22 protein-coding genes are annotated in these 21731 nt (G+C 60.4%); 9 read left to right on the top strand and 13 right to left on the bottom strand.

Annotated features, from left to right (window positions below; genetic code table 11):
- Positions 1-250: 250 nt before the first annotated feature.
- The 3 genes from DK871_RS11545 to DK871_RS11535 all read right to left on the bottom strand — a co-directional run bounded on the left by DK871_RS11545 (position 251) and on the right by DK871_RS11535 (position 2601).
- A complete protein-coding gene (locus DK871_RS11545; protein WP_003188124.1) occupies positions 251-1264 on the bottom strand; it encodes an AI-2E family transporter in 1014 nt (337 codons plus the stop codon).
- A gap of 177 nt (positions 1265-1441) precedes the next feature.
- On the bottom strand, positions 1442-1741 hold the full coding sequence (locus DK871_RS11540; RefSeq protein WP_161905115.1) for a PsiF family protein: 300 nt from the start codon (positions 1739-1741) through the stop codon (positions 1442-1444).
- Positions 1742-1812: 71 nt separating this feature from the next.
- On the bottom strand, positions 1813-2601 hold the full coding sequence (locus DK871_RS11535) for a helix-turn-helix transcriptional regulator (RefSeq protein ID WP_161905114.1): 789 nt from the start codon (positions 2599-2601) through the stop codon (positions 1813-1815).
- A 98-nt stretch (positions 2602-2699) separates the two neighbouring features.
- Between DK871_RS11535 and DK871_RS11530 the strand changes: the two genes are divergently transcribed.
- The gene (locus DK871_RS11530; RefSeq protein WP_161905113.1) at positions 2700-3587 is read left to right on the top strand and encodes a DMT family transporter; all 888 of its coding nucleotides are present in this window, start codon (positions 2700-2702) and stop codon (positions 3585-3587) included.
- Positions 3588-3683: 96 nt separating this feature from the next.
- Here DK871_RS11530 and DK871_RS11525 read toward each other — a convergent pair whose 3' ends face one another.
- Entirely contained in the window at positions 3684-4574 is an 891-nt protein-coding gene (locus tag DK871_RS11525; protein WP_161905112.1) for a triacylglycerol lipase, read from the bottom strand.
- Positions 4575-4750: 176 nt separating this feature from the next.
- Between DK871_RS11525 and DK871_RS11520 the strand changes: the two genes are divergently transcribed.
- Positions 4751-5281, top strand: a complete 531-nt coding sequence (locus tag DK871_RS11520) for a bacterioferritin (RefSeq protein ID WP_003188119.1) — start codon at positions 4751-4753, stop codon at positions 5279-5281.
- 114 nt (positions 5282-5395) lie between these two features.
- On the opposite strand, the gene DK871_RS11515 is transcribed toward DK871_RS11520, so the two are convergent.
- Positions 5396-7462: an AsmA family protein gene (locus DK871_RS11515; protein ID WP_161905111.1), complete on the bottom strand. Its 2067-nt coding sequence runs from the start codon at positions 7460-7462 to the stop codon at positions 5396-5398.
- Positions 7463-7819: 357 nt separating this feature from the next.
- Here DK871_RS11515 and DK871_RS11510 point away from each other — a divergent pair, with 357 nt between their 5' ends.
- Both DK871_RS11510 and DK871_RS11505 read left to right on the top strand, forming a co-directional pair.
- Complete coding sequence (locus tag DK871_RS11510) at positions 7820-8140, top strand: hypothetical protein (protein ID WP_003188116.1); 321 nt, start codon at positions 7820-7822, stop codon at positions 8138-8140.
- Positions 8141-8291: 151 nt separating this feature from the next.
- Positions 8292-8924: a TetR family transcriptional regulator gene (locus tag DK871_RS11505; protein WP_003188114.1), complete on the top strand. Its 633-nt coding sequence runs from the start codon at positions 8292-8294 to the stop codon at positions 8922-8924.
- Positions 8925-8929: 5 nt separating this feature from the next.
- Here the strand turns inward: DK871_RS11505 and DK871_RS11500 are convergent, their stop codons facing one another.
- Positions 8930-9436 (bottom strand): C40 family peptidase, encoded by a 507-nt coding sequence (locus DK871_RS11500; RefSeq protein WP_161905110.1) that lies wholly within the window; start codon positions 9434-9436, stop codon positions 8930-8932.
- 339 nt (positions 9437-9775) lie between these two features.
- Between DK871_RS11500 and ureE the strand changes: the two genes are divergently transcribed.
- From ureE to DK871_RS11475, 5 genes are all read left to right on the top strand, one after another.
- Positions 9776-10276 carry an urease accessory protein UreE gene (gene ureE, locus DK871_RS11495; protein WP_003188112.1) on the top strand — a complete coding sequence of 167 codons (501 nt, stop codon included), beginning with the start codon at positions 9776-9778 and terminating at the stop codon, positions 10274-10276.
- A complete protein-coding gene (locus DK871_RS11490) occupies positions 10273-10947 on the top strand; it encodes an urease accessory protein UreF (RefSeq protein WP_161905109.1) in 675 nt (224 codons plus the stop codon). Before ureE ends, DK871_RS11490 begins: the two co-directional genes overlap by 4 nt.
- Positions 10948-10961: 14 nt before the next feature.
- The gene (gene ureG, locus DK871_RS11485) at positions 10962-11576 is read left to right on the top strand and encodes an urease accessory protein UreG (protein ID WP_161905108.1); all 615 of its coding nucleotides are present in this window, start codon (positions 10962-10964) and stop codon (positions 11574-11576) included.
- 22 nt (positions 11577-11598) lie between these two features.
- The gene (locus tag DK871_RS11480; protein WP_161905107.1) at positions 11599-12171 is read left to right on the top strand and encodes a HupE/UreJ family protein; all 573 of its coding nucleotides are present in this window, start codon (positions 11599-11601) and stop codon (positions 12169-12171) included.
- 173 nt (positions 12172-12344) lie between these two features.
- On the top strand, positions 12345-13454 hold the full coding sequence (locus DK871_RS11475; RefSeq protein ID WP_161905106.1) for an AGE family epimerase/isomerase: 1110 nt from the start codon (positions 12345-12347) through the stop codon (positions 13452-13454).
- Between the two features lie 91 nt (positions 13455-13545).
- On the opposite strand, the gene DK871_RS11470 is transcribed toward DK871_RS11475, so the two are convergent.
- The 7 genes from DK871_RS11470 to DK871_RS11440 form a co-directional block, all read right to left on the bottom strand.
- On the bottom strand, positions 13546-14451 hold the full coding sequence (locus tag DK871_RS11470; protein WP_161905105.1) for a cation diffusion facilitator family transporter: 906 nt from the start codon (positions 14449-14451) through the stop codon (positions 13546-13548).
- 216 nt (positions 14452-14667) lie between these two features.
- Positions 14668-15435, bottom strand: a complete 768-nt coding sequence (locus DK871_RS11465; RefSeq protein WP_161905104.1) for an SDR family oxidoreductase — start codon at positions 15433-15435, stop codon at positions 14668-14670.
- A gap of 822 nt (positions 15436-16257) precedes the next feature.
- Positions 16258-16974, bottom strand: a complete 717-nt coding sequence (locus DK871_RS11460) for an ABC transporter ATP-binding protein (RefSeq protein WP_003188103.1) — start codon at positions 16972-16974, stop codon at positions 16258-16260.
- Entirely contained in the window at positions 16971-17846 is an 876-nt protein-coding gene (locus DK871_RS11455; protein WP_003188102.1) for an ABC transporter ATP-binding protein, read from the bottom strand. The genes DK871_RS11460 and DK871_RS11455 overlap by 4 nt, the downstream gene beginning before the upstream one ends.
- Positions 17843-19120, bottom strand: coding sequence for a high-affinity branched-chain amino acid ABC transporter permease LivM (gene livM, locus DK871_RS11450; protein ID WP_161905103.1), 1278 nt, complete (start codon positions 19118-19120; stop codon positions 17843-17845). The genes DK871_RS11455 and livM overlap by 4 nt, the downstream gene beginning before the upstream one ends.
- A 2-nt stretch (positions 19121-19122) precedes the next feature.
- Positions 19123-20037: a branched-chain amino acid ABC transporter permease gene (locus DK871_RS11445; protein WP_003236186.1), complete on the bottom strand. Its 915-nt coding sequence runs from the start codon at positions 20035-20037 to the stop codon at positions 19123-19125.
- Between the two features lie 220 nt (positions 20038-20257).
- Positions 20258-21394: a branched-chain amino acid ABC transporter substrate-binding protein gene (locus DK871_RS11440; protein WP_005784282.1), complete on the bottom strand. Its 1137-nt coding sequence runs from the start codon at positions 21392-21394 to the stop codon at positions 20258-20260.
- Positions 21395-21731: the final 337 nt, after the last annotated feature.

The following is a 21731-nucleotide window of genomic DNA, read 5'->3' as shown; positions in this document are numbered from 1 at the left end:
AAGTGACCCGCTGTAAAAGCGGAACCCTAAGTGGCCGTTACCGCAGGAATGGATATGTACTCGGTATAACAGTGTCGGCTGTCAGGCCGCCTTCGCGAGCAAGCCCGCACACAGTTTGATCGCGGGGCGTCAGATAGATAGGGGCCGGCTGTGAGGCCGTCATCGCAGGCAAGCCAGCTCCCACAGGTGATCGCATTTCAATGTGGGAGCGAGCTTGCCCGCGATGGCGTCAGCCCAGGCGACACAAGGCCTAAACCATCCCCCCGAGCTTCAGCTCGCTCTTCAGATAGGCATAGTAAATCGGCCCCGCCACCACCCCCGGCAAGCCGAACGCCGCCTCAAACACCAGCATCGCCAACAACAACTCCCACGACTTGGCACTGATCTGCCCGCCTACAATACGTGCGTTGAGGAAGTACTCGACCTTGTGGATCACGATCAAATACCCCAGCGCCGCCACCGCCACCCAGATCGACAGCGACAGCGCCACGATAGTGATCAGCGTGTTGGAAATCAGGTTGCCGATAACCGGCAGCAGGCCAAGCAGGAAGGTCAGCACGATCAGAGTCTTGGTCAACGGCAGGTGAATGCCACACAACGGCAGCACCACTGCCAGGAACACCGCGGTGAAGGCGGTGTTGAGCGCGGCGATCTTGATCTGGGCAAAAACGATATTGCGAAACGCCTGGACCAGCAGGTGCAGGCGGTCGAACAGCGCGGCGGCCAAGGGTTTGCGCTTGGTCAAGTCGGGCACGCGCTGCAAGGCGATGATCGCACCCAGCACCATGCCTATCAGCAAGGTGACGAACATGTGGGCGGCGTCTTTGCCGACCAGTTGCAGTTCGCTCAGGTGCTTGCTCAGCCAATCACCAATGGCGACGCGAAATTCCGCGGCGCTGGCGGGCAAATAGGCGTCAATGGACGGCGGCAATTGGCCGCGCGCGCGGTCAACCACGCCCATGAATTTATCCAGGGAAGCCCCGGGGTTTTCCGCTTCGTGGAGCAAGAAGCTGATGGCGCCGGCGAAGATCAAGGCCAGTACGCTGACGATCAGGGTGCCCAGCAAGGCCACCGCCAGCCAGCGTGCGCGCCGGCCTTCGATCAGGCGTTGCAGTTGAGGGGTGAGCATGTTGACCAGCTCATAGACCAACAGGCCGGCCAGCAGGCTGGGCAGCAATTTCAGCGGCAGTACCAGCAGCAACCCGCCGAAAATGATGATGTAGCTGGACAGCAACAACACATGACGCTGAGAAAACGTTGGCATACAGCCTCAAAACAAACGGCGTTGAAGGATGTTGTAGGAGCGAGCTTGCTCGCGAAAAACGCAAGAACGCCTCGTTTAGTCAGGGCGCCCGTGTGATCGTTCACGTTTTTCGCGAGCTTGCTCGCTCCTACAAAGGGGCTGTGTGCGAGTGTCGCAGCCTTCTATGGCCCGGGGCTATTATTTCTTCAGGCAGGTGCTCATGAAAGTTTTGCGTGCGTCACCGGCCAAGGCTTGGGTTTTCGCCGACGCATTGCAGTCTTTCATCTTCTGCTGCTGCGCGGTCAAGGTCTTGGCGTCGTTGGCGGCAGGTGCCGACAGGCAGGTCTTCATGAAAGTCTTGCGTTCATCGCCTTTGAGCGTCTTGGTGGTGGCTTCGGCATTGCAGGTGGTCATTTTGTTCTGCTGGGCAGTGGCGGCAAAACCCTGGGAACACATCAGCAGGCCCATCATCAACAACGGAATACGCAGCATCTTCATGGAGTTTTCTCCCTGTTACCGTGCCGACGGGCACGGCCTACAGCGCAGTGTAGTCAAAACCTGTTACAACTTCACCGGCCACGAATATTCGCCCGCCGGTATTGCTCCGGCGTGCAGCCGGCGTGGCGCTGGAACATGGCGATAAACGCCGAGGCGGTGCTGTAGCCCAGATCAAACGCCACGTGTTGCACGCTGCGGTCGCTGTCCAGCGCTTCGATGGCCGCCAGGTAGCGCAGGCGCTGGCGCCATTCGCCAAAGCTCATGCCCAGCTCGCGCACAAACTGGCGCGCCAGGGTGCGCTCGCTCACATGCACCTGCTGGGCCCATTGCGCCAGCGGGCGGTTGTCTCCCGGCTCGGCCTGCATGCCCTCCAAGACCCCAAGCAACCCAGGGTGGCGGGCGTAGGGCAGGAAGCAGTCGTGGACCGGCGCCTGCCGGAGCTGGTCCACCAGCACTTGGGCCAGGCGGATGTCGGCATCGGTTCGCGGCGCATTGACGTCGCGCAGGGCGAAATCCTTGAGGATCGCTTTGAGAATGTCGCTGATCGCCAGCGTGCAAGGCTGCTGCGGCAACTGCTCGCACAGCTGCGGCGCCAGGCCCACAGAGTGGTAGACAATCGCCTCGGCATTGTAGGAGCTGTGCTCGGTATGCGGCGGCACCCATACCGCGTACTGCGGTGGCGACATGAAGCGATTGCCCGCCACTTCCATGCGCATCACGCCGCTGGCCGAGTAATCCAGCGAACCCCAGGTGTGCTGGTGCGGGGTGCATTCGGTGTCCGGGGCAAAATCGGAATACCGAAAGTACACAGGGCTTGGCAGGCGGGCGAAATCGGGCAGGCGTACGGTGTGTCGGGGCATGTTGTCTGGATTCAACGCTCGGTTGTCTGGATCGCAGTATAGGCTTCGATCCAGACAGAGGATAATCCTGCCTCGTCAACACACTGGGTTTCTTTTCAATGCAATACGCGTATCCGCTGCTGGCTATCTTTATCTGGGCCGGCAACACCGTGGTCAACAAATTGGCCGTGGGCTCGATCTTCCCGGCTGAAATCGGCTTTTACCGCTGGCTGTTCGCAGCGTTGCTGTTTACGCCGTTCATGCTCAAGCCGGTGATCGCCCACTGGCCGCAGATCCGCCCCAACCTGGGCAAGATCTTTATCCTCGGCGTACTCGGCATGGCGGTGTATCAAAGCCTGGCCTATTACGCCGCGACGCTGACCAGCGCCACCAACATGGGCATCATCCTGTCGCTGATGCCGTTGATGGCTCTGACCGCCGCGATCATCAGCCTTGGCCAACGCCTGACCTTTGGCGCCTTGACCGGCGCGGTGCTGTCGTTCGCAGGCGTGGTCGTGGTGGTGTCGGCCGGCAGCCTGGGCGCGCTGCTGCAACATGGGGTCAACCTGGGCGACGGCATGATGCTGATTGCCACGCTGGCCTACGCGGTCTACAGCACCCTGCTGAAAAAATGGCAGCTGCGCCTGCCGCCGTTGGTGCTCCTGTATTTGCAGGTGCTGGTGGCGGTGGTGGTGCTGTTTCCGCTGTACCTGTTCTCGGCCAAGGCAGGACTGGGTTGGGCGAATATCCCGCTGGTGCTGTATGCGTGCCTGCTGGCGTCGATGCTGGCGCCGTTGGCGTGGATGCACTCGGTGAAGACCCTGGGGCCAAGCCGCACCACGTTGTTTTTCAACCTGCTGCCGTTGATTACCGCGCTGATTGCCGCGCTGGTGCTCAAGGAAGAGTTGGCGCTGTATCACCTGGTGGGTGGTTTGCTGACCTTGGGTGGCGTGATTTTGTCGGAGCGTTGGACCACGCCGGTTAGCCGTCGAGCCTGTGTGGCCTGAAACATCGCTATCGCAGGCAAGCCAGCTCCCACATTTGAAAGACATTCCCCTGTGGGAGCTGGCTTGCCTGCGAAGAACGATAACGCGGTACCCCGGCTAAACCCCGGCCGCCTTCAGCCGCCGGGCATGCTCGACAAACAAGCGGATCGGCTCGGCCCCCTTGCCCACCAGCCCCAGGGATTGGTTGACGATATCGAAATGGTCCAGGGCGTAGTCATCGCCGATCACCGTGCCCAGGTGTGAGCTGTAACGCCCGACCAGGCCGTCACACTGGCCCTTCTCCCGCACAAAGCTGCGGGCGAACCAGCGGCAGCTGCGATTCGTCCCATCCAGCAGGTTGCGCCCGCGGTCGGTCTTGCCCGGCTGCAAGGTGCCAGACCACGAGTAATAGCGCACACCATTGACCTCCTCCACTCCCTGCCCGCCCCATTCCTGGGGCAACCCCTGGGGATATTGGCGATTGAACAGCGCCACGCCCGCGCTGGTCAGGGACTGATGCGAGGCCGACAGATCGGCCTTGAAGGGTGGCCCGCGATAGCCGGTTTCCAACAGGCCCATCACCCAGGCGGCCAAGTGAAAGGCCGCGCTCATCAGCCGGCCTTTGACGCTGTCGACCGGGTAATGGGCGTGGATATGATCGGCCAGTTCCGAGCCATGGTTGGGCCCGGCCACCGAGGTCACCGAGGCCACCCATTGCGGGCGCGTGGCCGCCGCATAACGAGCGGTGAGCGAGCCCTGGCTATGCCCGATCAGGTTGACCTTGTCGGCGCCGGTCTCGCGCAGAATCCGCTCGATCTGCACCAGCAACTGCTCACCGCGCACCTCGCTGGAATCCAGCGGCGCGACTTGCACGGCAAACACCTGCGCCCCGCCAGCCCGCAGCGCCGGGACGATGCCGTACCAGTAAGGGAACCACCCCAGGCGTACAAAACCCAGCATGCCGGGCACCAATACCAAGGGGTAACGTGTAGCTAACGACTGCGGCATGGGGCGAACGTCCTTGATCCAGACGGAATAAAGTCAGGCTAGCCCACGCCCGCGACCAGAAGATGACACCCGCAGGCAAATCCAATAAAACTTTTTGCGCCGCCCAGGACTCACACCTGATAACGACCTCGCCGGCAGAGCGTGGCGTACAACCGGATTAGCCCCAGGAGATTGAAATGACTCAAGCACAATTGACTGACGTTGCGACCCTGCGCAGCCGCGCCCGCCAGAACGTCGAAAACGGCGCCGTGACCGAAGGCTACGACGCCGACCGCGAAGAAATAATCCGCCTGCTCAACGAGTCGCTGGCCACCGAACTGGTCTGCGTGCTGCGCTACAAGCGTCACTACTTCATGGCCAACGGCCTCAAGGCCAGCGTGGCTGCCGATGAGTTCCTGGAACATGCCACTCAGGAAGCCGAGCACGCCGACAAACTGGCCGAACGCATCGTGCAGCTGGGCGGCGAGCCGGAGTTCAACCCCGACCTGCTGTCCAAGAACTCCCATGCGCAATACGTGGCAGGCAACACCTTGAAGGAAATGGTCTACGAAGACCTGGTGGCCGAGCGGATCGCAGTAGACAGCTACCGCGAGATCATCCAGTACATCGGTGATAAAGACCCGACTACCCGTCGCATCTTCGAAGACATCCTCGCCCAGGAAGAAGAACACGCCGACGATATGGCGGATATTCTGCAAGACCTGTAACCACTAACACCGCAACATCCCCCCTGTGGGAGCGGGCTTGCCCGCGATAGCGTTGGATCAGTTGATAAATCATTGACTGATACTCCGCTATCGCGGGCAAGCCCGCTCCCACAGTTACTTCACGGTCTTGGGCGCCTTGCCTTCCTTCATCTGTTGCAGCAACGGTGCGCACTCATTGGGCTCACCACCGCTTGGGGCCACCAAGGCGAGCAAGCCGGCGGCCGGTCCGGCAATCACACCCAACGCGACCATGCCGGCCCCGCGCAGGGCCAGCGGGATGGCCTTGACCCCGGCATTGGGTTTGATGAACGGGCCGTTGACGTACAGCGGTGAACGCAGGGAGAACAGGCGAAAGCCCTTGGATTCCGGCGTGATGGTCAGGTCCAACTGCTCAGTGGCCATATTCGCGGTGCCATCGATGTAGATGATCGCGTTCTCGGTATCGAACACAAACAGCCGCGTGGTCGCCAGGCCGGTCTTGATGCCGAAGTCCGCCGCCGCGCAGTTGATCTTCACTTCCTCGTCGCCGAACAGCCGGCCCACCACGTAGTTGCCCACGTTGAGCCCGGCGATTTCCATCAGGCTACGGCTGATGGCGCCATCGTTGATGAGCATCTTCAGGTCACCGCTGGACGTGCCCAACAGTGCCGCCACCGAGTTACCGCGCCCGGCAATATCGGCATCACCGTTGAGTTCACCAAAGCTGGTTTTCATCGGCTCGAAGGTCGGGAACAGCTGCTTGAGCTTGAAATTACGCGCCGTGAGTTTGGCGCGACCTTCCATCGGCGTGGTGCGACCGTTCAAGCGAATCTGCGCATCGAGCTTGCCACCGGCCACGCCGAAGCGCAGGGGTTCGAGGCTCAGTTGGCCGTCGTTGAGCACCAGGTGGGTATAAAGGTCGGTGAAAGGCAAGTCGGCACTGTGCACAATGCGCTTGCCGGTGAACTCGACGTCGGCATCCATATCGTGCCAACGCTCGGTGCGGAACTCCTCAACCGGCAGCACCTTGGTCGCCGGCTGTTTGCTTTCACCGCCACGGGCTTTTTGCTTGGCGTTGGAGTCCGCGCCGATCAAAGGTGCCAGGTCATCCATCAGCAGTTGGTTGGATACCAGCGCGCCACTGAGCTTGGGCCGTGGCTGGCTAGCGACATAGGCCAGGTCGCCGTGGATGTCACTGTTGCCGATCTTGCCGTTGAAGTTCTCGTAGCGGAAGGAGGCGCCGCTGGCTTCATGCAGTTTGGCGATCAGATGGCCGTCGGTGGAATAGGCCGGCGAGTCCGGCAGGGTCACGCCGGTCAGCGGGTACAGGTTGCCCAGACTGCTGCCCGAAAGCTTCAGGCGCAGGTCCAGGGCGCCGAGGTTCAGTGGGTCGGTCAGGGTGCCGGCTAGAGCGATGCTCGTGTCCGCGATCTTGACCTGGGCTTGCAGCGGGAACGGCTTGGCCGCGTCCTGCAAGGCCAGCAAGCCACCGATCTTGCCCGTGCCCGCAAGCTTCTGCCCGTGGTACTGGCCTTTGACCTTGAGGCCGAACGCATAGTCCTGGGGCGCCGAGCCTTTTTCCAGGGCCTTCTTGGCGTCGGCGTCGCCGACGATTTCACCAAAGGGGATCGGCTTGCCCAGCGGGTCGATGATCACATCCAGCTGAGTCTTGAGGGTCTGATCGTCGAGGGTCACATGGCCTTTGTCGAAACCGATGGCGCCAATGTCAACCACCCAGTTGGACGGTTCGGCGTTGGGGTCCTTGGGGTCGAACTTGAAGGTCCAGTTGGCGCGGCCATCCGCCAGGCGCTGCAACTGGGCACTGGGTTCGGTGAGGTCGATGCGCGGGATCACCACACGCTGCACCAGCAAGGCCAGGGGCGATATGCGCAGCTCAACCTTCTTGAGCGTGACCATCTGCGGTTGTTTCGACCAATCGGGGTTACCCAGGGTCAGGTCTTCGGCAATCACATGGGGCCACGGCACCCAGGCGCGCCAGCCGCCTTCATCGGGCTCACGCTGCCACACCACGGCGAGGTTGCCGTTAATGGCGAACGGACGATGCAGTTCTTCGGAGACCTTGGCATTGAGGGGGGGCTTGATGCGGTTCCAGTCGAAAAACACCAACACCAGTACCACGATGGCCATTAACAGAACGAAGCTGGCGCAGCTCCAAGCGAGAATTTTACGAGTGCGCGTCATTGCACAGGACTCCTGAATACGACTGGCTGGGCGACAGCCTTTTAAACAGCTTATAGGACTACGACTGGCAAAGTGCCTGGGGGTTTAACGCAACGGCGGATTTAGCCGAAAAAAGCGATTTTCCTGATCAACCAGACCATTTTTCCCATCGACGATGCACCATTGTTACCCAGGTTCGTGTCGAAAATACCCACATCGGTGCAAAGCCGCGGGCTTGAGAGGCTCGGTCTAGAGCCTTTGGCGAGAACAATCAATTCTGTTGATTATTACCATTGTGTTTATGAACTTTTATATCGACTTATCAAGGGTAACATTAGCCCTGTACCCACTTTATCGCCCTCCCTAGGAGCAACCATCATGAAACGCCAATTACTCGCTACCGTTCTGTTATCTGTCCTGGCTTCCAGCGCTTTTGCCCTGCCAGCTGCCGAACAGGCCACCCCACAGAACAAAGCCCAAGCCGTGCAAACCAGCCAAACCGTGGCTCGCAGCGGTTCGCAAGAAGACGAAAACCGTGACTACGCCAAAGGCGCCGTAGCTGAAAATGGCTACAACCGTCTGCAAGAGAAAGGTTTGGTCGAAGGCGGTGCTGAACAAGCCAACAAACGCGCCTACACCGAAGGCGTTGCTGAAGGCGGTGCCGACCGTCTGCAAGAACTGCATCAAGCACAGAGCTAAGCCTGTGGTGGCCCAGAAAAAAGCCCGATCTGCTGATCGGGCTTTTGCTTTTATATAGACCGCGTCACGCCCCGCCCCTGCCAAGTTCGACGCCGGCAAAGCGCTTTTGCTAGAGTGCGTCGCTGTACTTGCCGACAAAGCTCATCCGCTCATGCTGCCCCGCGCCGAACAAAAGCAACAGACCCGCCTCGCCCTGATGGACGCAGCCCGCCATCTGATGGAGTGTGGCCGTGGGTTTGGCAGCCTGAGCCTGCGTGAAGTGGCCAAGACCGCAGGTATCGTGCCCACCGGTTTCTACCGCCATTTCGCCGATATGGACCAGCTCGGGCTGGTGTTGGTCAGCGAAGTCGGCCAGACCTTCCGCGCCACGATCCGCCTGGTGCGCCACAACGAATTCGTGATGGGCGGCATCATCGATGCCTCGGTGCGCATCTTTCTCGATGTGGTCTCGGCCAACCGTTCGCAATTTCTGTTTCTGGCCCGCGAACAGTACGGCGGCTGCCTGGCCGTGCGCCAAGCCATCGCCGCCCTGCGCGAAGACATCACCCGCGACCTGGCCGCCGACCTGACGCTGATGCCCAAGTTGCAGCACCTGGATGCGGAAGGTTTGCATGTGATGGCCGACCTGATCGTCAAGAGCGTGTTCGCCACCCTGCCCGATATCATCGACCCACCGGCCCACGCCTTGCCGGCCCACCTCACACCCCAGGCGAAAATCACCCAGCAACTGCGCTTTATCTTTATCGGCCTCAAGCATTGGCAAGGGCTGGGCAGCACCGAATAACGCAATCAACCCGCCGTGTGGAAACGCTTGGCAGTGGTGTAGTGCTTGTTCCAGTAGCGATTGCTCAATGAGTCGATACGGATGGTTTTGCCGGTGCGCGGCGAATGGATGAATTTGCCTTGGCCGATGTAAAGGCCGACATGGCTGACCTGGCCGCGCCCATTGCCTTTGAAAAACACCGCATCCCCTGGCTTTAATGCATTGCGCTTGATGGTCGCCGCCGATGAGCGGTGCATGGCCGTGGTGGTGCGCGGTATCTGGATATTGGCCTGGGTCTTGAACAGGTACACCAGGAAGCTGCTGCAATCGAAGCCCTGCTCCGCCGAAGTACCGCCCCACTTGTAGGGCGTGCCCAGCAACTCATGGGCACGATCGATCACGTCGTCGATAGAAGCTGGCTTGATACTTTGCAGCGACGAACCGAAGGTGGCGCGGGGCTGAAAGTTGGCCGATGCCGATGAAATAAAGAAGGTCAGGCTGACCAGGCATATACAGAAAATTGATCGAAGCATGATAAACGTCGCGGTGGCATTAAACAGGGCGCATAGCCTAAAGAACCCGCAGGTAATCTCATGAACTCCAAATCCTGATGACTCGTAGGAAAAATCCTAAAAAATACCTACTGAGAAAAAGATGAAAGAAATTTCATCAAGCTGAGCGCCGCCATCAACGCAAAACGCCCTTCGTCGGTGCTATAAACATCGGCACGCACCAAATTGATACACGCACCGAATTATCCGACGCCCTATTGAGCAGCATGCCTGCCTGACTACAGGGAATTCCTACTCAATTCCATGATTGGCAAGCCCCTTGCTCTAGGTCTTTCATCGCTCACAGCTGGAAGCTCTCTGATGCTGGTGATACACCGCCGAATCGCCCCCCAAGCCCTCTGGGCCGCCGAGTTGCTGCTCAACTTCGAAGCCCGCAGCAAAAGCCGCCTGCGCTGTTTCAGTGCCGACGGTGAAGACGTCGGCCTGTTTTTGGAGCGGGGCCAGCCGCCCTTGCACGATGGCGAATTCCTACAGGCAGAAGACGGACGCGTCGTACGGGTGTGCGCCCGTCCTGAACAACTGCTGCACGTCACCTGCCGCAATGCCTTCGAGCTGACCCGCGCCGCGTATCACCTGGGCAACCGCCACGTGGCCCTGCAAGTCGGTGACGGCTGGCTGCGCCTGCTCGATGACTACGTGCTCAAGGCCATGCTTGAACAGCTAGGCGCCGATGCGCAGACCATCGAAGCGCCGTTTCAACCCGAGCACGGCGCCTATGGCGGTGGCCATCATCATTCACGCCATGGCGATGAAGACTTCAACTACGCGCCCAAGCTGCATCAGTTCGGCGTGCGTCTATGAACCCAGCCTGGGCGCTGCTGCGCCTGGCCAGTCCGCAATTGCCGATTGGCGGCTACAGCTATTCCCAGGGCCTGGAAATGGCGGTGGACAACGGCCGTGTGCAGGATGCCGCGAGCGCCCGACGCTGGATCAGTGACCAGTTGCTGCTCAACCTGGCGCGTTTCGAAGCGCCGCTGTTGCTCGCCCATTGCCGCGCAGCCGTCGAGCAGGACTGGGCGCAACTGGCGCAGTGGTGCGACGAGCACCGCGCCAGCCGTGAGACCCGCGAGCTGTATCAGGAGAGCCGCCAGATGGGCTACTCCCTGCAACAACTGCTCAACGGCTTGCCGGAACTGGACGACAGCGCCCGTGACTTTCTCGCCCAACGCGACGAACCGCACCTGGCCCTTGGCTGGGCCTTGGCCGCGCGCGCCTGGCACATCAGCGCCGACGACGCCCTTGCCGCCTGGCTGTGGAGCTGGCTGGAAAACCAATTGGCCGTGCTGATGAAAACCCTGCCATTGGGCCAGCAAGCCGCCCAGCGCCTGACCAGCGAACTGCTGCCATTGCTGCAACAAGCCCAGCAGGATGCCGAACGCATTAACCCTAACCATTTAGGCAGCGCCGCTTTTGGCCTGTCCCTGGCGTGCATGGCCCATGAGCGCCAGTACAGCCGCCTGTTCCGTTCCTGATTGTGGAGAAGCACATGAACACACAACCCCTGCGCGTCGGTATCGGCGGCCCGGTAGGCTCGGGCAAGACCGCCCTGACCCTGGCCCTGTGCCTGGCGCTGCGCGATCGCTATAACCTGGCGGTGGTCACCAACGATATCTATACCCGCGAAGACGCCGACTTCCTGGTGCGCAACCAGGCCCTGGCGCCGGAGCGCATCATCGGCGTGGAAACCGGTGGCTGCCCGCACACGGCGATTCGCGAAGATGCCTCGATCAACCTGGAGGCCGTGGACCAACTCAACCGCCGTTTTCCCGGCCTGGACCTGATTCTGGTGGAGTCCGGCGGCGACAACCTGTCGGCCACCTTCAGCCCGGAACTGTCGGACCTGACCATCTATGTGATCGATGTGTCTGCGGGCGACAAGCTGCCGCGCAAGGGCGGGCCCGGTATTTGCAAATCCGACCTGCTGGTGATCAACAAGATCGACCTGGCCCCGCTGGTCGGTGCCTCGCTGGAACTGATGAACAGCGACACCCAACGCATGCGCAACGGCAAACCCTTTGTGTTCAGCAACCAGAAAACCGGGGTCGGCCTGGACGACATCGTCGCCTTCATCGAACGCCAGGGCCTGCTGACCACCGCCTGACCAACCCATAAGGAACCTGTCCATGAGACTCAACAGACTTTTCGCCGCCGCCGCGCTGCTGCTGGCCCCGGCCCTGGCCTTCGCCCATCCGGGCCATGGCGACAATGGCCTGGTAGCCGGTATCAGCCACCCCCTGGGCGGCCTCGATCACTTGCTGGCCATGGTTGCGGTGGGCCTCTGGGCGGCCCAGCAAAAAGGCGCCGCGCGCTGGGCGCTGCCGTGCACCTTTGTCGGCACCATGCTGATCGGCGGCGTGCTGGGTTTTGAAGGGCTGCAACTGCCGGCGCTGGAAAGCGGAATTGCCGCCTCGGTGCTGGCGTTGGGCCTGGCGGTAGCATTGGCGGTACGGCCGCCGCTGTTCGTGGCCGTGGGCGCCACGGCCTTGTTTGCGCTGTTTCACGGCGTGGCCCATGGCCTGGAGCTGCCGGATATGACCAGCCCTTGGGCCTATGCTGCCGGGTTTGTGGGGGCGACTGCGGCGTTGCATGCTGCGGGTTATGCGGTGGTGCGCTTTTTGCCGGCAGCTGCAGCGCCATTGGTGCGAGTGGCCGGGGCGGCTTCGGCGGCGACTGGGGTTTGGTTGCTGGCGGGCTGATCTTCAGCGACTGCAAGGGCCTCATCGCAGGCAAGCCAGCTCCCACATATGAGAGGGTTCACACTTCAAAAATGTGGGAGCGGGCTTGCCCGCGATAGCGCCAGTACAAACACCACCGATCCCAAGCCTGCTACCATGCGCGGCAAACACCCCTGCCGTGACGACGCCAGCCAATGCCCATCGCTTCCCCCTCTTCCCTGACGCCTGTGCTCACGCACTTCCATGACCTGATCGTGCCGCTCTGGCAAGGCCCGGGCTGGAATGCCGACCTGGCACTGCCCTTTGAGGCCCTGGACGCCGACCACCAGCCACTGCCCCCCCAGCGCTATCGCGCCATGGCCTGCGCCCGACAGTTGTACCTGTTCGCCAGCCTGATCGGCGAGCCCGGCGCGGCTTTCGCCGAAGAACGTGCGGCGGCGCTGTTTCGCTCCCTGCAACGGCACTTTCATGATGCCGAACACGGTGGCTGGTTCTACAGCATCGACCCCGCCGGCCAGCCGCTGGACAAGCGCAAAGACCTCTACACCCACGCCTTCATTATTTTTGCCTGCGCCCATTACTGGGCCAAGGTGCGTGAACCGTTGGTAGAGTCGGTGCTCAACGCCGCCCTGGAAGTCGTCGCCCAACGTTTTGCCACCGGCGACGGCTTGTACGAGGCGGTACTGGAGCGCAATTGGGCCTCGCTCAACTCAGGCCCCTTGCAAAACCCGCTGATGCACCTGGCCGAAGGTTTCCTGGCAACGCTCGCGGTACGCGAGGACGCCCAGGTACAAGCGGCCCTGCTGGCATTGGCGACGGCCATGCAGCAACGCTTTATCGACCGCGAGCACGGCGTGATGATGGAGAAACCTTTGGGCGCTGTGGATAACTGGTTTGAGCCGGGGCACCAGTTCGAATGGTTCTTTTTGCTCGAATCTTCAGCTGTGCTGCGCGGCACTGCGCTGCATGGCTCGCTGACACGGGCATTTGCCTATGCCGAGCACAAGGGTGTGGATAAGTTAAGCGGCGCGGTCAGCGGCATGCTCGCGCTGGATGGCACGGTGCGCGACGGTACCCAACGGATCTGGGCGCAGGCGGAATACCTGCGGGCACTGACCTTGCGGCCAGGCAGCGAAGCGGTGCTGTTGCGTCAGTTGCAGGCGTTGCAACAGCGCTTTTTGCATGCAAAGGGTTGGCACGAATGCCTGGATGCCGAGGGTAAGGTGAGCCGAAGGGATATGCCTTCGACTACGCCTTATCATTTGGCAACTTGCTATCAGGGTTTGGTCCAGCATCTGGGCTGACCTGCTGGGCCCCATCGCAGGCAAGCCAGCTCCCACATTTTACTGTGGGAGCTGGCTTGCCTGCGATAGCCTCACCTCGGTCTAACAGACTTTATGCAATCCACTTGCGGTCGCCTGTAAAACTGATCGTCAACCACCGCGCCGCATCCGCCGCCCCCAGCCCTGTGGATATCTCCTCACGCAGCCCATCGAGGGTGGCGACGTTATCCACCGGGTAATCCGCTGGCAGCACCACATGAATCTCGATAAACCGCGCGCGCCCGTGCTTCTGCACATAGGACACGTAGTCGTCGAAACCATGCTTGGCCTGCGCCGCGTCCATCACTTCGCGGACCTTGTCGTCCAAGTGATCCGGTGCGATACCCAATACTTCGCGCAACGCCGGGCGCAAAATCTTGAATGCCGGCGCCAGCATGCTCAGGGCCAGCAGGATCAGGATCAATGGGTCGACGTAGACCGCCCACTCGCCATAGCCCTGGGACTTGAGCAACAGCGCGGCCAGGAAGCTGATCAGCAAGCCCACCGACAGCATCGCGTCCACCAGCCAGCTGATGTTGTCGAACTGAATCAACGACGATTTGAGTGTGCGATTGCGGTAGCGCACATAGAAGAAGTAGGCGAACTCCACGACGGTAAACACCGCCGCATAAACGATCACCAGCCCCAACTCGATTTCGCGCCCGCCATTGATAATGCCGAACACGCCATTGAGGAACGCGTAGATGGCTATCAGCAGCAGGAAACTGCCTTCTATCAGCAGCACCATCGGCTCCAGGTGCCAATAGCCGAACTGGAACCGCTCGTTGCTTTTCTTGGCGATCAGCTTGGCCGTGATCAGCATCAACACCTTGATGGCGGTGGCGATCAACGAGAAAAAGCCGTCGAACAGAATGGATTGGGCGCCGGATATCACACCCGTGACAATCCCGGCGATCGCGACTGCGAACATCAGGATGGTCGATTGTTTGAGCAGTGCCTGCTCACCTCGGTTACTCACATTGCCTCCTGTCAAAACCTTTAAACCGCTGGGTGCGGTGGGGTTTTCAGGCGCAGAGTGTACCTTATGCCGCATTTTGGCCGATTTGCCACCATTTACTGTAGGAGCGAGCTTGCTCGCGAAAAACCTGAGCGCGCCGCGTGTATTCAAGATACCCGCGTCATCGTTAGCGTTTTTCGCGAGCAAGCTCGCTCCTACAGTGTGTCACGCAGGTGCTTAGCCCTTGGCCCCACGCTCAATCGCAAACCCAGCCCAGGTCTGGCTTACCGGCATCAACTCCAGGCGGTTGATGTTCACGTGCGCCGGGGTGTTCATCACCCAGAAAATCGTGTCGGCAATATCCTGCGGCTGGATCGGCTCGGCCCCGGCATAGGTGGCGTCGTAACGCGCCTGGTCACCGCCAAAGCGCACCAAGGAGAACTCGCTCTCACACAGGCCCGGCTCGATGTTGGTCACCCGTACGCCGGTGCCTTGCAGGTCGCAGCGCAGGTTCAACGAAAACTGCTTCACGAACGCCTTGGAACCGCCGTACACATGGCTGCCCGGGTACGGGTAGTTACCGGCGATGGAGCCCAGGTTGACGATCCCGGCGCCGCGGCCATGGGCGATCAGGCGCGGCAGCAGCAGGTGGGTGGTGGTCAGCAGGCCCTTGATGTTGGTATCGACCATGGTTTCCCAATCGTCGAGGTCGCACTTGGGCGCCGGGTCAGTGCCCACGGCGAGACCTGCGTTGTTGATCAGGCCGCGCAGCGTGGCGAACGACGGCGGCAAGTTGGCGATGGCCTCCTCCATGCCTTTGCGGTCGCGCACATCCACCACCAGGCCATGCACTTCGGTCTGCTTGGAAAGCTCTTCGACCAAGGCATTCAAGCGCTCGGCACGACGACCGGTGAGCACCAGTTTCCAGCCGGCCTCGGCAAAACGACGAGCACAGGCTTCGCCGAAACCTGAAGTAGCGCCAGTGATAAACAGCGTGTCGGACATAGTGTTCTCCTTGCGGGCATCGGGAAAAAAACAGCCAGCAGAATGCCCTTACGCCGCCGTTGCGGCAACCGCTATGCACGCACATGCCTGCGCGACTGGTCATTTTTTAATCAACACTGTTAAAGCCTTATAAACCGTGGCTTGCAGCCATATGCGCGCAGGTTATCCACAACTGCGCCCACAGTCTTTGGGGGCAAGTGCAAACGGCTCAAAGCCGCTGTGTACAAGGGTTGCAGGCGGTTTTAGAAAGTTTTTTGCTTGACCTGGGGGAGCGCCTATGTAGGCGCTGACAACTGCAGAAAAACACAACGATGGCTCCAGGCCAGTCATTCCGGCCCCTGCGTGCGTCTTTCCAGAGTTTAATCACAGACTTATCCACAGGCTGGAATGACTTATTTCATTCATATACCTGTGTCTTTAAACAGGTTGACAAACCCCTGGGGCGCTCGTGAAAAACACACTGGTCAAAAAACAACCACAGAGCTGTAAGCCACGTCGTTAAAGGCTTTCAGCCAGCTACTCCCACGTTACCCACAGCCGGTTCCACAGTGGATGGGGACAAGTCAAAACTGTGACAAAACAGGGATTTGCGGCGGCTATATGTCGCGCTTTTGAGGTGGGCTGGATTTGTTTTCCACAATTTGGTTGAGCGCTTGTGGACATCCCAAAAACAAATGTGGGAACCGGCCTTGGGTGGGAGCTGGCTTGCCTGCGATGCGGCCACCTCGGTATGTCAGCTAAACCGAGGTGATGCTATCGCGGGCAAGCCCGGCTCCCACATAAGGCCCGGTTCCCACAGGGTTGATGCGCCTGGATCTTAGGTCAGTGACCGCCCAGGTAGGCGTTGCGCACGTCCTCGTTCACCAGCAACTCCTTGCCGGTGCCGGTCAGGCGGATCTCACCATTGACCATCACATAGGCCCGGTCCGACAAGCGCAGCGCATGGTTGGCGTTCTGCTCCACCAGGAAGATGGTCATCCCGGTGGACGCCAGCTCGCGCAAGGTGGAAAAGATCTGCTTCACCACAATCGGCGCCAACCCCAGGCTTGGCTCATCGAGCAGCAACAACTTGGGCCGGCTCATCAGCGCACGGGCGATGGCGAGCATTTGCTGCTCGCCACCGGACATGGTCATCGCCCGCTGGTTGCGCCGCTCCTTGAGCCTGGGGAACAGCTCGAACATGCGCTGCATGTCTTCACTGGCGAACTTGTCGCCAATAGGGATGGTGCCCATCAGCAGGTTTTCCTCCACGGTCATGTCGGGGAACACCCGCCGCCCTTCCGGCGACTGCGCAATGCCGTTGGAAGCGATGTAGTGGGACGACTTGTGAGTAATGTCGACGCCGTTGTAGAGAATCTGCCCCGACTCGGCCCGAGGCTGGCCGAAGATCGACATCAGCAACGTGGATTTACCCGCGCCATTGGAGCCGATCAGGCTGACGGTTTCGCCTTCGTTGATGTGCAGCGAGACTTTTTTCAGGGCCTGGATCGGGCCGTAGAACACGTCCAGGTCCTTCATTTCGAGGATAGGTGCACTCATACCAACTCCTCTTCATCCGCGCCCAGGTAGGCGGCGATCACTTTCGGGTCGTTGCGGATCGCGTCCGGGCCGCCTTCGGCGATCACGTTGCCGTGGTCCAGCACCACAATATGGTCGGAAATACTCATCACCATGCCCATGTCGTGTTCGATCAGCACCACCGTAAGGTCGTGTTCGTCGCGCAGCAGGCGAATCATCGCGCTGAGAGCTTCGGTTTCCTGAGGGTTGAGACCCGCTGCCGGTTCGTCCAGGCAGATGATCTGCGGCCGCGTGCACATGGCGCGGGCGATCTCCAGGCGGCGCTGCTGGCCGTAGGAGAGCTCGCCGGCCAGGCGGTTGGCGCAGTCCACCAGGTCGACCACTTCCAGCCAGTAGAACGCGCAGTCCAGCGCATCGCTTTCGGCCTTGCGGTAGCCCTTGGTGTTGAGGATGCCGGCAAGCATGTTGCGGTTGACCCACATGTGCTGGGCCACCAGCAGGTTTTCCAGCACCGACATTTCCTTGAACAGGCGAATGTTCTGGAAGGTGCGCGCAAGGCCGGCGCGGTTCACCAGGTGGGTGCCGCCGAACATTTTGTAGTACACACGGCTGAGGAAGCTTTTTGGCGACACGAAGTCGGTGGCCTCAAAGCGCTCACCGAGCAGTTGGATCACGTTGGTTTGCTTGCCTCGCACGTTGAGTTCGATCTTGCCGCCACTGGCTTTGTAGAAGCCGGTGAGGCAGTTGAACACCGTGGTCTTGCCGGCGCCGTTGGGGCCGATCAGGGCGAAGATCGAGTTGCGTTTGACCTGCAGGCTCACATCACTGAGGGCCTTGATGCCACCGAAGTGCATCATCAGGTGCTCCACGGAGAGGACGACTTCTTTGCTCATGGCGCTACCCCCTTGCGTGGCGTCACGCCGGTACGGCTGATGCGAATCAAGCCGCGCGGTCGCCAGATCATCATCACCACCATCAACACGCCAAACAGCAGCACACGGTATTCAGAGAAGCTGCGCAGCAATTCAGGCGCCACGGTCAGCACAAACGCGGCGATCACCACGCCGACCGTCGAGCCCATGCCGCCCAACACCACGATGGCGAGGATCAACGCCGACTCGAAGAAGGTAAACGACGACGGGTTGACGAAGCCCTGGTAGCTGGCAAAGAACACCCCGGCCAAACCGGCCGTGGACGCACCAATGGTGAAGGCCGAGAGCTTGACCAGCACATGGTTCAGGCCCATGGAGCGGCAGGCGATTTCATCTTCGCGCAGGGCTTCCCAGGCGCGGCCGACCGGCATGCGCGTCAGGCGATGCTTGATGTACAGCACGGCCAGCACCACCAGAAACAGCACGATGTAGATGAACATGAACTTGATGTTGGGGTTGTAATCGATGCCGAAAAACTCGTGAAACGGAATGCCGCCATCTTTGGCGCGCTTGCCGAACTCCAGGCCCAGGAAGGTCGGTGACGGCACGGGCATACCGTTCGGGCCGCCGGTGAACGACAGCCAGTTGTTGAGCACCAGGCGAATGATTTCACCAAAGCCCAGGGTCACGATGGCCAGGTAATCACCGTGCATTCGCAGCACCGGGAAACCGAGTATGCACCCCGCCAGCGCCGCCGCGATGGCCGCCAGTGGCAGCACGCTCCAGAAGCCCAAGCCCAGGTATTGATAACCCAGCGCCAGGCCGTAGGCACCGATGGCGTAGAAGGCCACGTAACCCAGGTCGAGCAGGCCCGCCAGGCCCACCACGATGTTCAACCCCAGGCCGAGCAACACGTAGATCAGCCCCAGGATCACCACGGTGAGCAGGTACTTGTTGGCAAAGATCGGGAACACGATGGCGATCACGATCAGCGCCGGGATGATCCAGCGCAGCCGCGACTTGTAGTCCGGTGGCAGCACGTGCACACCGGAGCCGCTGCTCTCGAACCCCTGCAGGATCTTCACGCCCTTGGGGGTTTGCAGGAACAGGCTCAGGGCAAAGCGCCCGGCCATGACGATGGCGACCAGCACGGCCACCCGCGCAGGTTCCAGGTTGAAGCTGTAGCCGTCGAGCACCACGCCGACAATCGGGCCGAACACGATCAGCGAAATCAGCCCCGCGAGCACCGTATCGACCACACTTTTCTTGATATCAATGGATTTGGCAGCAGACATGTTTACACCTTCGCCACGAGTGGGCGACCAAGCAGGCCCTGGGGACGGAAAATCAGAATCACCACCAGCAGGGAGAAACTGAACACGTCTTTGTAGTCAGAGTTGATCAACCCCGAGAACAGCGACTCGGAGATACCGAGGATGATCCCGCCGAGCATCGCCCCAGGCAGCGAGCCGATGCCGCCGAGGACCGCCGCGGTAAACGCCTTGATGCCGATGATGAAGCCGGCATAGAAGTCGAAGGTGCCGTAATTGAGGGTGATGAGCACGCCGGCCAGGGCGGCCATGGCCGCACCGATGACAAACACGTAGGAGATCACTCGGTCGGTGTTGATGCCCAGGATCGAGGCCATCTTGCGGTCTTGCTGGGTGGCGCGGCACATGCGGCCAAGCTTGGTGTATTTGATGATGTAGGTGAGCAAGGCCATGCCGGCAAAGGCGGCGACCAGGATGAACACTTTGGTGTAGGTCAGTTGCACAAACCCGCTGCCGATATCGACGCGCCAGGCGCCGGCCAGCAGGGTGGGAATGCCTTGTTGCTTGGCGCCCTGGGCGATCTGCGCGTAGTTCTGCAGGATCAGGGAGATACCGATGGCGCTGATCAGCGGTGCCAGGCGCGTGGAGTTGCGCAGGGGTTTGTAGGCGACACGCTCAATCACCCAACCGTACACGCCGGTGACGACCACGGTGAAGATCAAGGTACCGAGAATGAGCAGCGGGAAGGATTCGATGCCGAAGTAAGCCAGCAGTGCCAGACTGATCGCCGCGAGGTAAGCGGAAATCATATAAACCTCGCCGTGGGCGAAGTTGATCATGCCAATGATGCCATAGACCATTGTGTAGCCGATGGCGATCAGGCCATAGACCGACCCTAGGGTCAGGCCGTTGACCAGTTGCTGCAGGAAAATACCATCCATAACGCAATCTCACGCGGTGAGCACCTGCACACCGGTGGGTGTGCGGCGCTTCTGGAGGAAAAGACAGGTTTGTTGCAATAGAGCAGGCAACCAGGCCCCCTGTGGGAGCTGGCTTGCCTGCGATAGCGGTTTCACATTCAACACAGGTGTTGGCATTGAGTCCGTCATCGCGGGCAAGCCCGGCTCCCACAAGGACCGAGGAGTTCAAGCCGTCGCGTTATTACTTCTGCTTTTCCAACTGGTGGTATTTGCCGTCTTTGTCCCACTGGTAAACCACGTAGTCAGAGACTTTCAGGTCACCCTTGGCATCCCAGGCTTTTTCGCCCATGACGGTTTTAACCGGGTTGGCCTTGAGCCATTTGGCAGCGTCTTCGCCCTTGTTGGACTTGGCACCGTTGAAGCCGGCGGCCAGGGCCTGGATCGAAGCGTAGGCGTACAGGGTGTAGCCTTCTGGCTCGGTGCCGTTTTTGCGGAACTCTTCCACCACGGTCTTGCTGTCTGGCAGCAGGCGCGGGTCGGCGCCGAAGGTCATGTACACGCCATCGACGTACTGCGCGCCGCCGGCGGTGGCTACCAGTTCGTCGGTGACCACGCCGTCATCGGACATGAACTTGACGTCTTTCAAGCCCGCCTCACGGATCTGGCGCACCAATGGGCCGGCTTCCGGATGCAGGCCGCCGAAGTACACGACGTCGGCGCCCAGGGAGCGGATCTTGGTGACCAGGGCGCTGAAGTCTTTCTCGCCACGGGTCAGGCCCTCTTCCAGCACCGGCTTGACGCCGCGCTTGGTCAACTGCGCAGCGGTGGCGTCGGCCAGGCCTTTGCCGTAGGTGTCCTTGTCGTTGATCACCGCGACTTTCTTGCCCTTGAGCACATCGACGATGTAGTCGCCGGCGACGATGCCTTGCTGGTCGTCACGCCCGCACATGCGGAACATGGCGCCCAGGCCACGTTCGGTCACTTGTGGGTTGGTGGAGCCTGGGGTGATGGCGATGATGCCCGCTTCGTCGTAAACCTCAGACGCCGGGATGGTGTTGGATGAGCAGAAGTGCCCGACCACACCGATCACTTTGTCCTGGTCGGCCAGGCGGTTGGCCACGGCCACGGCCTGCTTGGGTTCGCAGGCGTCATCGCCGGCCACCAGCTTGATCTGCTCGCCGTTAATGCCGCCGGCCTTGTTGATAACGTCGGCTGCCGCCTGGGCACCCTTCATGTACTGCTCACCGAAAGCGGCGTTGGCACCCGTCATCGGGCCTGCCACACCAATTTTCACATCAGCTTGAACAAACGTAGAAACACCCAGCGCCGCAGCAACGGCGAGGGCCAGGAAACCTTTCTTGTAAAACGTCTGGGACATGAGTGGTGCTCCGATATTTTTGATTTTTGGCACGACAACTTGCGTTCAAACCTTTCACCGAAAGCTCAGAGCAAGCCGCGTGCCATTACGTTTTTATTCTTCAAAAAGACACGGTGTCATTGTTATTACAGGCGTTTCGACGCCTTTTGCCAGGACGTGCAACCGTCTAGCGTCTATAGGTGCAACCAACACTGCAAAAAAGTACAACCTTGGCAGGTCGCACCTGCAACCACAGGTATAAACGACAGTTCCTACAGCTGTAACAACGTGCGTAACGGAACTGCACATTTACAGTGCGTGATTGCTACGACTTGCACCAATACAGATGGGTAGCCTG

The sequence above is a fragment of the Pseudomonas sp. L13 genome, assembly GCF_009935965.1.
Lineage (GTDB): Bacteria > Pseudomonadota > Gammaproteobacteria > Pseudomonadales > Pseudomonadaceae > Aquipseudomonas > Aquipseudomonas lactis.
Note: the sequence above shows the minus strand (reverse complement) of the source record. Positions and strands in the feature narration are given on the sequence as shown.